We start from the raw sequence: 14,052 nt of genomic DNA on the forward strand, positions 1-14,052 counted from the left end.
GCTCAAATAACCGAAGCATTGGCCGTGCCGAGTGCGGGGGAAGTGGCTCCTGCGGCGTCCGGTTCAAGGGGCGGGCCTCAGCACAGGCACGATCTAGCTTTTTTCCGCCTGCGCCGCCTTGCGCAGGCTGTATGCCGTGGCGCGGGAAATACCGAGGATGGCGGCCATCTGTTCGACGGATTTGCGCGCTTCGAAAGCGCCCTGCTCGTCCAGGTGGCGTACCAGGGCCAGGCGCTGTTCGGCGTTGAGGGTTTCGACGGTGAGGCCGTGGTTTCTGATCCAGTCGTGGGTCAGCTGGTTGATGCGTTCGCGCCAGTTGCGCGAGAACAGTTCCGAGGGCTGCTGCTGCGGAATGCTGGCGAGCTGCAGGATGGGATCGAAGGCGGAAATATCGAAGTTGATGCACATCAGCATCGGCGAATCGCGATCGTCCAGCAGCGATACGCTGACGCATTTGAGGCGCTTGCCGTTCCAGTTGACCTTCTCGTACGGGCCATAGGGCGCGGAGTCGCGCTGGCGCGCGGGCAGCGAACGCAATAGCGAAGGGTCGCCTACCTTGCGCTTGGAAATGGGGTTCCAGATGGCGGCGATCTGGTCGCGCTCCACGTCGTGCAGCACCACCTCGGCAAAGGGGTGCAGCAGGTGCGAAACCCCCTCTGCCATCGCCAGCACCTGGGGGGCGATGACGAGATCCTTGGGTTTTGACTTTTTGTCTGACATGGATATACAGTCTAAATCAGGTCATCACAGGGTACCCACGTGCACTCATTGCGGACAACACAATCCATGGCTTTGGCGGCGTTGGGCGCCTGCGCATTGCTGTTCATGCCGCTGCTGGCCGGCGCGCAGACCATCGAATACACGGTGCTGACGCTGGGCAAGCCCTCGGGCGCCGAAGTGGTCAACCATGCCAAGGACAAGTCGACCAGCACTTACACGTTCAATGACCGCGGCCGCGGCCCGGAACTGAAGTCGAGCTGGCGCGTGGACAGCAACGGCATGCCGCTGCAACTGCAGATCAGCGGCAAGAGCTATATGAAAACGCCGCTGAGCGAGACATTTGCGCGCAGTGACGCGGGCGTGGGCTCGTGGACGGCGGGCGGCAAGAAGACCACGGCGGCCGCGCCAGGCGGTTTCTATCTGCCGCTGGATGCGCCGCCGTCGTACCAGGCACTGCTGGCGACAGCCTTGCTCAGGGCGCCGGGCAATTCCCTGCCGCTGCTGCCGGTAGGCACGGCGACAGCGCGGGAAGTGGCGCGCGAGCAGGTCAAGCTGTCCTCCGGCGAGAGCATGACGGTAAGGGCAATACAGATCTCGGGGATGAGTTACGAACCCACCGTGGTCTGGCTCGACGACAGCAACCGCCTTTTTGCCGATGTCAGCGGCTGGTTTTCAGTGGTGCGCAAGACAGCAACGAGCGAAGTGGACCGCCTGCTCGGCATTGAGGAGGCGATCGCACGCACATATCGCGAGGATCTGGCCAAAAGCCTCAGCGACATCCCGGCCGGACCGTTGCTGATCAGGAACAGCCGCCTGTTCGATCCGCGCACGCGGCAGGCCACGGCAGGCACCAGCGTGCTGGTGATCGGCAAGCGCATCGCAGCGGTAGGGCCCGACGGCAAGGTCCATGTACCGGAAGGCGTACGAACCATCGACGCGGGCCAGCGTTTCCTGATGCCAGGGCTGTGGGACAACCACGTTCATATCACCGGCGTCGATACCATCCTCAACCTGGCCTCGGGCATCACTTCGGTGCGTGACCTGGCCAACGACGAGCAGGTGCTGCCGGAGCTGGAGAAGCGTATCGACGCGGGCACCGAGCTGGGTCCGCGCATCGTGCGGGCCGGCTTCATCGATGCGGAAGGTCCGTTCTCCGGACCTACGCGGGCGCGCATCAAGACACAGGCCGACGCGGAACGCTGGATAGACTGGTACGCGCAGAATGGCTACCGGCAGATCAAGGTGTATTCGTCGATGGACCCGGCCATGATCGCGCCGCTGGCGAATTTCGCCCACGCGCGCGCGCTGCGCCTGTCCGGCCATGTGCCGGCCTTCATGACGGCGCAGCAGTTCGTCGAGGCCGGTGCCGACGAAATCCAGCACCTGAATTTCATCTTCCTCAATTTCCTCGCCAAGGAAGCGGCGGATACGCGCGGCCCGACCCGATTCACTGCCGTGGGCCGGCATGCCATGGACATCGATCCGGCCGATCCCCGTGTGAAGCAGTTCATCGATTTCCTAGTGGCGCGGCAGACCGTGCTCGATCCGACCATCAACATTTTCGAAGACATGTTCGAAGGTGCGCCGGACCGCATATCGCCGGGATACGAGAACATTGTCGGCCGGCTGCCGCCGGTGGTGGCCCGCAACATGGTCGGCGGCGAGGTCACGTCGACACCCGAAGACAAGCCGCGCTATGCCCAGGCCATGCCCGCGCTGAAGCGCATGCTGAAGGCACTGCACGAGGCCGGCGTTGCGATGGTTCCCGGCAGCGATTCGCCTTCCGGCTTCGGCCTGCTGCGCGAACTGGAAGTGTGGTCGGCCGCGGGCATATCGAATGCCGATGTGTTGCGCGCCGCTACGCTGACCTCGGCCCAGGTCAACCGCCGCGCGTCCGACGTCGGCGTCGTCGCGCCGGGCATGCTGGCCGATTTCATCCTGGTCGACGGCGATCCGCTGCAGAACATCTCGGACCTGCACAAAGTCCGCACGATTGTAAAAGATGGCGTTCTGTACGACGCTGCAAAACTCTATGCCGCGGTCGGTGTACAGCCGGCGCCGTAACTTTTTCCACCCCTACCGAAAAGGCTATCGCAGCATGGCAAGCCGGCGTGAATTCCTGTCTACCAGTGGCCTGTCCGTCATTGCAGCACTCGGTGCCGGCGCCGCGACAGCGGCGGCGCAGAACCCCGGCAAGAAGCGCGACGGCGCGGCGGCGACGGCACCGTTGTGGATAGACGGTCTGGCCGTTCCCGGCGGCATCGATCCCGAGAAGGGGCCGGGACCGCTGACCCCGCAGCACCTGCTCGACCTGCGCAATTCCGGGCTGACGGCGGTCAATGTCACCGTCAGCGATGTCGGCAACGCAGCGGACGCGTTCGAGACGACGCTGTTCGGCATTGCAGACCAGGAACGCGAGATTGCGCAGCATCCGGCGCAGCTGCTGAAAATCCGCTCTGCCGCCGACCTGCAGCTGGCACGGGAAAAGCAGATGCTGGGACTGATCTACGGCTTCCAGGACAGCAGCCCTATCGGCTACGACCTGAAGCGGCTGGCGATGTTCCAGGGGCTGGGCGTTCGCATCGTCCAGCTGACCTACAACAACCGTAATCTGTGCGGCGACGGCTGCCTGGAGCCCTCGGACGGTGGCGTCAGCCGCTTCGGCCTGGAGGTGATCGACGAACTGGCCCGGCTGAAGATCGTGCTGGACCTGAGCCACGCCTCGCCGCGCACGATGGAACAGGCCATCGCGCGGTGCAAGAACCCGGCTCTGATCTCGCATACGGCCTGCCGCGATCTGGTCGACCGGCCGCGCAATACCTATGACCGCGTGCTGCGCCAGCTGGCCGACAAGGGCGGCGTGGCGGGCATCTACTTCATGCCCTTCCTGCGCGAAAGCGGCCAGCCCACAGGCGAGGATCTGCTGCGCCATATCGAACATGCGCTCAAGGTCTGCGGCGAAGACCATGTATCCATCGGCACGGATGGATTCGTTTCACCGCCGCTGCTCGACGATGCGTATCGCAAGGCACATCGCGAGTTTGTCGAAAGCCGGCGCAAGAAAGGCATTTTCTCGGCGGGCGAAGATGCGGAAGTGCTCAACCTGGTGCCGGAATACAACCGCGTGGACCGCTTCCACCATCTGGCGGAACAACTGCAACAGCGCGGCTACGCGGCCGCGCGCATCGACAAGATCCTCGGCCTCAATCTGGCGCGGGTGATGGGCGAAGTCTGGGGCTGACGGCGCATCGCCAGGCGCTCCAGCGGCAGCGACGCTTGCTGCAAATCCCGGCGTAAACCCGCCAGTACGCGGGTTTACGCCGTATCACCGCGCCCGCAAGACGACGCCAGGCCTCAGCGCGCCAGCCACAGCGACAGGCCAGGCCAGTAGGTGATGATCAGGGTCGCCGCCAGCATGATGAGGAAGAACGGCACGGCCGCACGCACCAGAGTCATCACCGGCTGGCGGAAACGCGCCGAGGCGATGTAAAGGTTGATGCCCAGCGGCGGCAGGAAGATGCCGAGCTGCAGATTGGCCAGGAAGATGATGCCCAGGTGCACCGGATCGATGCCGTAGCGCACCGCCACCGGCAATACCAGCGGCACCAGCAGGATGATGGCAGGGAACCCTTCCAGCAGCATGCCGAAGACCAGCAGGAAGATGTTCAGCGCGAGCAGGAACAGGAACGGATTGCTTTCGGGAATGTGCGTGCGCAGGAACTGGAACAGTTTCTCCGGCACTTCCGCATCGATCAGCCAGTTGGTCAGCGCCAGCGAAAAGCCGAGGATGACGAGAATGCCGCCGACCAGCACCATCGCATGGCGGATCACCTGCGGCAATTGGGACAATTTTATTTCGCGGCGGATCAGCACAGTGACCAGCAGCACGTACAGCGCCGTCGCCGCAGCGGCTTCCGAGGCGGCCAGCTTGCCGGAATAGATGCCGATCAGGATCACGAACGGCAGCGGGATTTCCCAGGCCGCATCTTTCAGCGCAGCCCACAGTTCGCCCGCACTGGCGCGCTGTGGCCTGGCCACGTCGCGTACGTGCCAGGCGCTGTAGAGGCCGAGCATCACCACCATGAGCAGGCAGGGCAGCACGCCGGCGCGGAACAAGGCGTCGATGCTGACCGGTGGCGTGGTCTGGAATTGCTGCGCGACGACGCCGTACAGGATCAGCGGCATCGACGGCACCAGCAGCAGTCCCAGGCTGCCCGAGGCAGTGAGCAGGCCCAGGCTGAATTTTTCGCCGTACTGTGCCTGGCGCAGCGCCGGATACAGTACGGCGCCCAGCGCGATGATGGTTACGCCCGTGGCGCCGGTGAACGCGGTAAAAAGTGTACAAGCCAGCACCGCAACGATGGCCAACCCGCCCGGCAGCCAGCCGACCAGGGCATTGGTCAGGCGCACCAGGCGCTGCGGCGTCTTGCTTTCCGCCAGGATGTAGCCAGCCAGGGTGAACAGCGGAATCGCGATCAGTGCCGGCATGTCGGAAAGGCGGTAGAACTCCACCGCCACGGCAATGCCTTCCTGCCCGGCCATGTGGAAGCCGATCAGGGCGATGGCGCCGAGGATCGCAAACAGCGGTGCGCCCAGGGCGGCCAGAATCACCAGCACACCGATCAGCAGCCAGATCATGCGCCGGCCTCCGGCAGCAGCTCGTGGCTTTTGGGTGGCAGTACGGAACGGATCAGGAAGCGCAAGGCCATCAGGCCGAAGCCCAGCGGCAGGATCAGCTCCAGCATCCAGGCGGAAATGCCGAGCACGCCCTCGGTGCCGCCTTCCAGGTCCAGCTGCACCAGCGCCCAGCTATGCCAGGCCATCAGGCCGCACAGCACCGCGGCAAAGGTCAGCGCAATGAAGCGTGCGATGCGCAGCTTCACACCGCTGACCCAGCGGCCGATGAAGTCCAGGCCGATATGCTGGTCTTCCCGCGTGGCGATGACCGCGCCGAGCATCGCACTCCACAGCACCAGTGCGCGCAGCAGCGGCTCGGCCCAGGCAAAGCCCGAGTCGAACACGTTGCGCAGCAGGATCTGCGCGCCGGCCAGCAGCACCATGAATACGACCAGCGCGGTGAGCAGCCAGTCCTCGAACCGGTGCAGCAGCGCCAGGTTGCGCTGGAACGCGGAATTCATGGGCGCTCCCGGGCGGCCTGCAGTCATGGGCTGGTGTCCTGTCTTACTTCTTGCGCAACGCGGCAATTTCGTCGTTTAGCGCTTTGTACAGATCGCCAGAAAGTGCTTTTTCACCTTCCAGCTGCTTTGCGGAATCCACGCCTACCTTCTGCCAGTTGGCGGTTTCCTCGGCGCTGGGCTGGTAGATGGTGATGCCCTGCTTCTTCAGCGCCTCTACCGCCTTGCCGTTGTCCTCGATGCTGATCTGGTCCAGGCGCGCGAACGCCTTGCCCATTTCGTCCTTGAGTATGGCCTGGTCGGCCGCGCTGACCTTGTCGAAGGCCTTCTTGTCGACCACGATCACACCGACCACGTAGGACACCGGCAGGTCGACCACGTGCTTGATCTTGGTATGCCACTGGAACGCGATGGCGCCGGCCAGGGTATTCGCAGCGGTGTCGATCAGGCCGGTCTGCAGGCTGGTATAGACGTCGGCCAGCGGCAGCGAGATCGGCGTTACGCCGGCATTCTTGAATGCCACTTCGGCAATATGGTCGCCCTGCGGCACCCACACCTTGGACGCGGTGAGATCGTCGCGCGTCTTGATCGCACGCGTGCTCATGATGTACGCGAAACCGCCGCCGGAAAGGCCCAGCGCAACGAAGCCGCCTTTTTCGAAGCCGGCCTTGACGCGATCGTCCAGCTTGGCGCGCACGGCATCGACTTCGGCCTGGCTGCGGAACAGGAACGGCAGGCTGTACAGCTGCACGTCGCCGTTGACGTTGGAGATTTCGCCGCCGGTGAACGCGCCGCCCTGCAGCTGGCCAATCTTGATCTTGCGCTGGACGGTATTCGAATCGCCCATCACGCCGCCGGGGTAGTACTTCAGTTCCACGCGGCCTTCGGTGCGGGTCCTGACCGCCTCGGCGCCGGCGCGCATTTCGCGCATCCAGGCGGTGCCGTCAGGCGCGGTGGTGGCGATCTTCAGCACCTCGGCCTGCGCCGCGCTGGCGGCAAGCAGGGCGAAGACACTGGTCAACAAACGCTGGCACACATTCATGCGGTAACTCCTGGCGTGCCTGGCGGGCACAGGGATCGACGTCGTTTCAGAAATAGTCCTTGCCGGAATCGAGCAGGGCCTTGGCCCGCTGCTGCGCCAGCACGTTCATCAGGGTGAGGCGCGGCGCTTCTGGCGGCGCAGCCAGCACTTCATTGAGCAAACGGTCGTGCAGCTCCTGGTCGAACACCAGGCGGGCGTAGTACTGCGCATACAGCGTCTTGGCCATCAGGTTGCGGCCCTGCGACTGGGCGATGGCGATCTCGAACTCGGCCTTGCCCAGCTCGGGCTTGCCGCCCAACGAAGCCGGGCGCAGCGAATGCAGCACGCCGAACACCATGTGCGGCTCGCCGCCTTCGTAGGCCGGGTCCAGCGCGATCACGCGTTCGGTCAGCAGCTGTACCTTGGGCAGGTCGGCAATGGCGCTCCAGTCGTCGCTGTCCTGCTGTATGCGTCCAGCCCAGGCCGAAGCCAGGCTGTAGAGCACGTCGATGTCCGCGATCGTCACCTTGGCCACTTCGGCAGCGAACGGATCGAACGGCTGGTCGAGCACGGCGCAGAGACCGGCGTTGCGTGCGCAGACCGCGCGGCGGGCATAGTTGAAGGCGCGCAGGGCCAGGCGCTTGCCGCGCACGGGTTCGGTGACGAAGCCGCCGGCATAGGCGCCGTAGAGCTTGGCCGCGGACTGCAGGGTGCCGGCATTCTGCGGATCGCCTTCGATCATCGCATCGAGCAGCAGCAGGTAGGACGGCAGGCCGTCGCGCACCGTAGCCGGGTCGTCGGCGTTGAGGATGGCGGTGCGCAGATTGTCGGAAAAGCGCTGCGTGGTCTTGTTGACCAGTCCGGCGCAACCGCCGAGCAGGCTCAGCGCGGCGCAAAAAAGCATTAAGTATATTTTTCTTGCAGTAGGCATGACGTTATCGATCAGTCGAAAAAGGTTTCGGCCGCTTCCAGGGTGTTCTCGATCAGGGTCGCCACGGTCATGCGCCCCACTCCGCCCGGCACCGGCGTGATCCACGAGGCCCGGGCCGCGGCAGCGTCGAATTCCACGTCGCCGACCAGACTGCCGTCATCGAGGCGGTTGATGCCGATATCAATGACGATGGCGCCGGGCTTGATCCATTCGCCCTTGACCAGGCCGGGACGGCCTACTGCCACGACCAGAATATCGGCCTGGGCAACGAAGCCTGGCAGGTCGCGGGTGAATTTATGGCATGAAGTCGTCGTACAGCCCGCCAGCAGCAGTTCCAGCGCCATCGGCCGGCCGACATGGTTGGATACGCCGACGATGACGGCATGCTGGCCGCGCACAGGGCGGTCGGTATGCGCCAGCAAGGTCATCACGCCCTTGGGCGTGCACGGGCGCAGGCCGCGCTGGCGCAGCACCAGCGAGCCGACGTTGGCGGCGTGGAAGCCGTCGACGTCCTTGCGCGGATCGATGCGGTTGATCAGCGCCGTCGCATCGATATGCGGCGGCAGCGGCAGTTGCACCAGGATGCCGTGGACACGGGCATCGCTGTTGAGGCGATCGATCAGGGCGTAGAGATCGGCCTCGGGGGTTTCGGCGGGAAGGTCGTAGTCGAACGAACGGAAGGCGACTTCCTTGCAGGCCTTGCGCTTGTTCTTCACATACACCGCGGAAGCCGGATCGGCGCCGACCAGCACCACGGCCAGGCCGGGCTGCGACTTGCCGGCGGCGACGCGGACACTGACGCGCCCCTTGATGCGCTCCAGCAATTCATCGGCGATGCGTTTGCCGTCCAGTATGCGGGCGGTCATGTGTAGGCAGGTCCAGGGCCGGAGCACAGCCGGCAATGCAGGGGCGTCGAGCGCGACGCAACGTCGTCCATTGATGGGCCTTGCCCGGACGGCGCGCATTATCCATGTCCGGTGCAGCGGGCTCAAACCGGCGTGCGGCCGCGGTCAGCTACCATGCAGTTTTCGCGCAAGGAAACCACCATGCAAACACCGAGCACGACCGAACTCGAAGCGGCCGCGTTCCGCCGCCTTGTGGCGCATCTGCAGGCACGCCACGACGTGCAGAACATCGACCTGATGATCCTGGCCGGCTTCTGCCGCAACTGCCTGGGCGACTGGTATCGCGAAGCGGCCGCCGAACGCGGCCTGGAACTGGGCAAGGACGAGGCGCGCGAACGCGTCTACGGCATGCCGCTGGCGCAGTGGAAGCAGCAGTATCAGAAGGACGCCACGCCGGAGCAGCTGGCCGCCTTTGCGCAGGCGCAGCAGCAGCATGGCTGAAACGGCGGCGGCGAAAGCGCGCAATCTGCGAGCGACAGCGGGCGGGCATCGCCGATGCACCGCCCGGCCACTACGCCAGATTCAGGCAATCGACTCGGCACCACCCATATACGGTCGCAGCACGCCCGGGATGGCGATGGAGCCGTCGGCCTGCTGGTAGTTCTCCATCACTGCGATCATCGCGCGGCCGACGGCGACACCGGAACCGTTCAAGGTATGCGCCAGTTCGGGCTTGCCGGTTTCCGGATTGCGCCAGCGCGCCAGCATGCGCCGGGCCTGGAAATCGCCGCAGTTGGAGCAGGACGAGATTTCCCGGTAGGTGTTCTGCGACGGCAGCCAGACTTCCAGGTCGAAGGTCTTGATCGCGGCAAAGCCCATGTCGCCGCTGCACAGCAACATGCGCCGGTACGGCAGTTCCAGCGCTTCCAGCACTTTCTCGGCGCAGCGCGTCATGCGTTCGTGCTCGGCGTCGCTGTCGGCGGGTTTGGAAATACTGACCAATTCCACTTTTTCGAACTGGTGCTGGCGGATCATGCCGCGGGTGTCGCGGCCGTAGGAACCGGCTTCGGCGCGGAAGCACATCGAATGCGCCGCATAGCGCTGCGGCAGGCTGTCGGCTTCGACGATGCTGTCGCGCACCAGGTTGGTCAGCGGCACTTCCGAGGTGGGAATCAGGTAGCGCCTGGCTTCGCCCACGACGGTGGAAAACAGGTCTTCCTCGAACTTCGGCAGCTGGCCGGTACCGAGCATGGAGTCGGCGTTGACGATCAGCGGCACATTGGTTTCGAGATAGCCGTGCGAGTTCGTGTGCAGATCGAGCATGAACTGCGCCATCGCCCGGTGCAGCCGGGCCAGTTCGCCGCGCAGCACGGTGAAGCGTGCGCCCGACAGCTTGGCGCCGGCATCGCCGTCGAGCCAGCCCTTGCGCGCGCCCAGGTCGACATGATCCTTGACCGCGAACGAGAAGCTGCGCGGCTGGCCCCAGCGATGCTGTTCGACATTGCCGCCTTCGTCGGCGCCCAGCGGCACGGACTCGTGCGGCAGGTTGGGAATGCCCTGCATGATGGCGGCGATCTGCTGCTGCAGTTCCGCCAGGCGCAGCTCGTTGGCCTTCAGCGTATCGCCGATGCCGCCGACTTCCGCCATCAGCGCGGAGGCGTCTTCGCCCTTGCCCTTGGCCATGCCGATCTGCTTGGACAAGGTATTGCGCCGGTTCTGCAAGTCCTGGGTTTCGACCTGGGCAGCCTTGCGCTGGCTTTCCAGCGCCTCCAAGGCGGCCTTGTCGAGAATGAACCCGCGCGTTGCCAGGCGTTCGGCCACGGCGTCGAGCTGGCCGCGCAGCAGGGCTGGGTCAAGCATGGCAATCCTTGGAAATTCAACGAAGTTGCGGATTATCGCGGTTAGCCGGCGGGCTGTGCAACGCGCCCCTGCCCGGCCCGCGGCACCCACCAGGCCAGCAGTGCCGCAGCCAGCAGCGCACAAGCCGAGCCGAAGGCGAACGCAGCCAGCGGCGTGACGACTTCCCACAGCCAGCCGAACAGCAGCGAAGCTGGCAGCAACAGCACGCCGGCGACGAGGTTGTACCAGCCGAAGGCCGTGCCGGCCTGCTCGCCCGGCACCAGGTCGGCGACCAGGGCTTTTTCCGCGCCTTCGGTCGCGGCCAGGAACAGGCCGTAGCCGGCGAACATCGGCCAGAGCAGCCAGGGCTGCGCCGGCAGCAGGCCGAACAGCAGGTAGAAGCCGGCGTAGAGACTCCAGCCCGCCACGATCAGACGGCGCCGGTCCAGACGGTCGGACAAGGCCGACAAGGGCGTGCCGAACAGCGCCGCGATGGCGCAGACCAGGGCCCACAGCAAGGGAATCTGCGCGTCGGCCAGGCCCAGTTCGCGCGCCCGCAGCAACAGGAACATATTGGAAGAATTACCCAATGTGAACAATGCCAGCACAACCAGATAGCGGCGCAGCGCCGGCGGCTGGTCGGACAGGTTCCAGCGGAACGGCTTGGGCTTCAGCACCACGCGCTCGGGCTCGCGCACGAACAGGGTCAGCACGACGACGGCCAGCGCCGGAACGAGTGCGGCGAAGAACACTTCGCGCAGGGAAAACCCAAGACCCAGCAAGGCCGCCGCCAGCAGTGGGCCGATCACCGCCCCCAGGTTGTCCATCGACCGGTGCAGGCCGAAGGCCAGGCCGCGCTGCTGCGGCGCTACGCTCAAACTAAGCAAGGCATCGCGCGGCGCCGCGCGCAGACCCTTGCCGACACGGTCGCCGAAGCGGCACAGCAGCACGCCGAGCCAACTGGTGGTCAGTGCGAGCAAGGGCCGCACAACGCCGGACAAGGCATAGCCAGCCACCACCCACCAGCGCATCTGGCGCAGGCGGTCGGCGAGCACGCCGGCAAACAGCTTGAGCACGGCGCCCAGCGCCTCGGCCAGGCCTTCGATCAGGCCCAGCGCCTTGGGCCCGGCCATCAGTACGCTGGCCAGGTACAGCGGTACCAGCGGATAGATCATGTCGCTGGCCGAATCGTTGACCAGGCTGACCAGGCCCAGCAGCCAGACCGTGCGCGGCAGGTTCAGTGCGCTGCGTATCATTCGTCGGGTTCCTCACGCGGCGGCCGCGCCGCCAGGGCTGCGGCGCGGGCGGCGCGCAGTTCGGCAAGTTTCTGCGCGATCTTGGCTTCCAGGCCGCGTTCGGTCGGCTGGTAGAAGATGCGCCCGAGCAGCGCGTCGGGCAGGCATTGCTGGTCCAGCGCAATGCCGCCGGCAAGATCGTGGTCGTACTGGTAGCCCTTGCCATAGCCGAGGTTCTTCATCAGCCGGGTCGGCGCATTGCGTATCGCCATCGGTACGTCCAGCGTGCCGCTGGCCCGCACTTCGGCCCTGACCGCGCCGAACGCCGTATAGACCGCGTTGCTCTTGGCCGCCACGGCCATGTAGACGACCAGTTGCGCCAGGGCCAGATCGCCTTCGGGACTGCCCAGGCGGTCGTAGGTTTCCCAGGCCTCGATGGCCATGCCGATGGCGCGCGTATCGGCCAGGCCTACGTCTTCCACCGCCATGCGGGTCAGCCGGCGCGCCAGATATGCCGGATCGCAGCCGCCGTCGAGCATGCGCGTGAACCAGTACAGCGCGGCGTCCGGATCGGACGAACGCACCGATTTGTGCAGGGCCGAAATCTGGTCGTAGAACTGCTCGCCGCCCTTGTCGAAGCGGCGCGTGCGGTCGGCCAGCACCTGGGTCAGCGTGGTGTCGTCGATGGCGCCGCCATCGGCCAGTTCGGCGGCGATTTCCAGCAACGTGAGGGCGCGCCGCACATCGCCGTCGGCGGCCTGGGCGATCAGGCCCAGCGACTCGCTGCTGATCTGCAGTCCCTGCCCGCCCAGACCGTGCTCTTCGTCATCCAGTGCGCGGCGCAGCGCAGCTTCGATGTCGCTTGCTGCAACGGCTTCCAGCACATGTACGCGGCAGCGCGACAGCAGCGCCGAATTCAGTTCGAACGACGGATTTTCCGTGGTCGCGCCAACGAAGATGATCACGCCTTTTTCGATATGCGGCAGGAAGGCATCCTGCTGCGCCTTGTTGAAGCGGTGCACTTCGTCGACGAACAGCACAGTGCGCACGCCGCGGGCGAAATTCGCCGCGGCCTCGTCCAGCGCCACGCGCACATCGGGCAGGCCCGACAGTACCGCCGAGATGGCGCGGAATTCGGCCTGCGCATAGCGCGCCAGCAGTAGCGCCAGGGTGGTCTTGCCGCAGCCCGGCGGCCCCCACAGGATCATCGAATGCACATGGCCGGATTCGACCGCCCGGCGTAGCGGCTTGCCGGCGGAAAGCAGGCGCGACTGGCCGACGATGTCGTCGAGCGCACGCGGACGCATGCGCTCGGCCAGTGGTTTCAGGCCCTCGGGTTCGGCGAACAGGCCGGGGCTGGGAAGAGTGGGTTTGCGACGTGACATGGGGGCGAAGAGTAGCGCGTCGCCGCACTGCGGTGGGCGGCACCTGATCTATAAATTTTCATTTGTAAACACCAACTTACCCTGCCGGGCCCCAGGGCCTGGGCCCCGAGACCGAGGCGGCGCCCGGTCCATGCGCCCAGGCATGGCGATCTGCTAACGTGCGCCGATTGTCGTTGCCCGAGCCGTCGTTCGATGAAATCCCGCCGTTGGCCGTACCTGGCCCTGTTTGCCGTCACTGCCCTGCTGGCCGCCCTGCCGCAGCTGGCCACCGCCGCCGTAATCTGCCATGCCGGCGCCAACCTGAGCGTGCCCGAGAGCAGCGAAGGGCTATACATCAATTTCGCCACCGGCGTCTCCGGGCCTACCGCCGGCAGCACCCCAGGCTACGATTTCGACCCGTATGCCGCCGTCAATACCACGCCCAGCGGACAGCTGCGTTTCTACTGGAACGATATGTCCAGCGGCAATGGCGGCGTGGTCAGCTCCGGCGACGTCTATGCGGTGCTCGGGCCTGGTGACAGCATCAGTGCCAGCTCCTTGTTCAGCCGCGCCGCCTTCGCAGGCAATACCGATATCTGGCGAGCCGGACTGACCGCCGCCTACCTCGGCTACCGTTTCAAGAACGAGACCACCAATGCGATCAACTACGGCTGGGTGCGGCTGACCACCTCGCCGCCGATGGGGTTCCCGCTGACTGTGATCGACTGGTGCTACGACGACACAGGCGCAGCCATCACGATTGCGCCGGCCTTGCCCGATACGATTTTCATCGACGAATTCGAGAGCCCTCCCCTCGCCGCTCAGTGAGCGATGCGAAGCATGGCATCGCCCTCGTCCAGACTTCGCGGTGCAATTCGCGGTGCTCATCGCACCCTACGAAAGCGCAGCGCCGCGAAACGTGCACGCGTAGGGTGCGATGAGCGCAGCGAATTGCGCCGCCC

Annotated in this window: 13 protein-coding genes; 4 read left to right on the forward strand and 9 right to left on the reverse strand. The window is 65.4% G+C overall.

Features of this window, described 5'->3' with window-relative positions; translation table 11 throughout:
* Window positions 1-93 precede the first annotated feature (93 nt).
* Entirely contained in the window at window positions 94-720 is a 627-nt protein-coding gene (locus tag DFR29_RS18255; protein ID WP_133820070.1) for a helix-turn-helix transcriptional regulator, read from the reverse strand.
* Window positions 721-786: 66 nt separating this feature from the next.
* On the opposite strand from DFR29_RS18255, the gene DFR29_RS18260 reads away from it, so the two are divergent.
* Both DFR29_RS18260 and DFR29_RS18265 read left to right on the forward strand, forming a co-directional pair.
* Window positions 787-2,784 (forward strand): amidohydrolase family protein, encoded by a 1,998-nt coding sequence (locus DFR29_RS18260; protein ID WP_133820071.1) that lies wholly within the window; start codon window positions 787-789, stop codon window positions 2,782-2,784.
* Window positions 2,785-2,818: 34 nt separating this feature from the next.
* On the forward strand, window positions 2,819-3,961 hold the full coding sequence (locus tag DFR29_RS18265) for a dipeptidase (RefSeq protein ID WP_166654190.1): 1,143 nt from the start codon (window positions 2,819-2,821) through the stop codon (window positions 3,959-3,961).
* A gap of 113 nt (window positions 3,962-4,074) precedes the next feature.
* Here the strand turns inward: DFR29_RS18265 and DFR29_RS18270 are convergent, their stop codons facing one another.
* Genes DFR29_RS18270 through folD form a run of 5 tightly spaced genes read right to left on the reverse strand, consistent with a single transcriptional unit; the run spans window position 4,075 to window position 8,673 of the window.
* The gene (locus DFR29_RS18270) at window positions 4,075-5,358 is read right to left on the reverse strand and encodes a TRAP transporter large permease (protein ID WP_133820073.1); all 1,284 of its coding nucleotides are present in this window, start codon (window positions 5,356-5,358) and stop codon (window positions 4,075-4,077) included.
* Entirely contained in the window at window positions 5,355-5,858 is a 504-nt protein-coding gene (locus DFR29_RS18275; protein ID WP_166654191.1) for a TRAP transporter small permease, read from the reverse strand. Before DFR29_RS18275 ends, DFR29_RS18270 begins: the two co-directional genes overlap by 4 nt.
* 43 nt (window positions 5,859-5,901) lie before the next feature.
* Window positions 5,902-6,897 (reverse strand): TRAP transporter substrate-binding protein, encoded by a 996-nt coding sequence (locus tag DFR29_RS18280; RefSeq protein ID WP_133820075.1) that lies wholly within the window; start codon window positions 6,895-6,897, stop codon window positions 5,902-5,904.
* A gap of 46 nt (window positions 6,898-6,943) precedes the next feature.
* Window positions 6,944-7,780 (reverse strand): TRAP transporter TatT component family protein, encoded by an 837-nt coding sequence (locus DFR29_RS18285; protein ID WP_208113645.1) that lies wholly within the window; start codon window positions 7,778-7,780, stop codon window positions 6,944-6,946.
* Between the two features lie 38 nt (window positions 7,781-7,818).
* Entirely contained in the window at window positions 7,819-8,673 is an 855-nt protein-coding gene (gene folD / locus DFR29_RS18290; protein WP_133820077.1) for a bifunctional methylenetetrahydrofolate dehydrogenase/methenyltetrahydrofolate cyclohydrolase FolD, read from the reverse strand.
* Window positions 8,674-8,826: 153 nt separating this feature from the next.
* On the opposite strand from folD, the gene DFR29_RS18295 reads away from it, so the two are divergent.
* Window positions 8,827-9,153: a DUF1244 domain-containing protein gene (locus tag DFR29_RS18295; protein ID WP_425598851.1), complete on the forward strand. Its 327-nt coding sequence runs from the start codon at window positions 8,827-8,829 to the stop codon at window positions 9,151-9,153.
* An 81-nt stretch (window positions 9,154-9,234) separates the two neighbouring features.
* On the opposite strand, the gene serS is transcribed toward DFR29_RS18295, so the two are convergent.
* Genes serS through DFR29_RS18310 form a run of 3 tightly spaced genes read right to left on the reverse strand, consistent with a single transcriptional unit; the run spans window position 9,235 to window position 13,111 of the window.
* Window positions 9,235-10,512 carry a serine--tRNA ligase gene (gene serS, locus DFR29_RS18300; protein ID WP_133820079.1) on the reverse strand — a complete coding sequence of 426 codons (1,278 nt, stop codon included), beginning with the start codon at window positions 10,510-10,512 and terminating at the stop codon, window positions 9,235-9,237.
* Between the two features lie 41 nt (window positions 10,513-10,553).
* On the reverse strand, window positions 10,554-11,747 hold the full coding sequence (locus tag DFR29_RS18305; protein WP_133820080.1) for an MFS transporter: 1,194 nt from the start codon (window positions 11,745-11,747) through the stop codon (window positions 10,554-10,556).
* Window positions 11,744-13,111 (reverse strand): replication-associated recombination protein A, encoded by a 1,368-nt coding sequence (locus DFR29_RS18310; RefSeq protein ID WP_133820081.1) that lies wholly within the window; start codon window positions 13,109-13,111, stop codon window positions 11,744-11,746. The genes DFR29_RS18305 and DFR29_RS18310 overlap by 4 nt, the downstream gene beginning before the upstream one ends.
* A 192-nt stretch (window positions 13,112-13,303) precedes the next feature.
* Here DFR29_RS18310 and DFR29_RS18315 point away from each other — a divergent pair, with 192 nt between their 5' ends.
* Window positions 13,304-13,918, forward strand: coding sequence for a hypothetical protein (locus DFR29_RS18315; RefSeq protein WP_133820082.1), 615 nt, complete (start codon window positions 13,304-13,306; stop codon window positions 13,916-13,918).
* The last annotated feature ends 134 nt before the right edge of the window (window positions 13,919-14,052 follow it).

It is taken from the genome of Tahibacter aquaticus (assembly GCF_004363655.1).
Lineage (GTDB): Bacteria > Pseudomonadota > Gammaproteobacteria > Xanthomonadales > Rhodanobacteraceae > Tahibacter > Tahibacter aquaticus.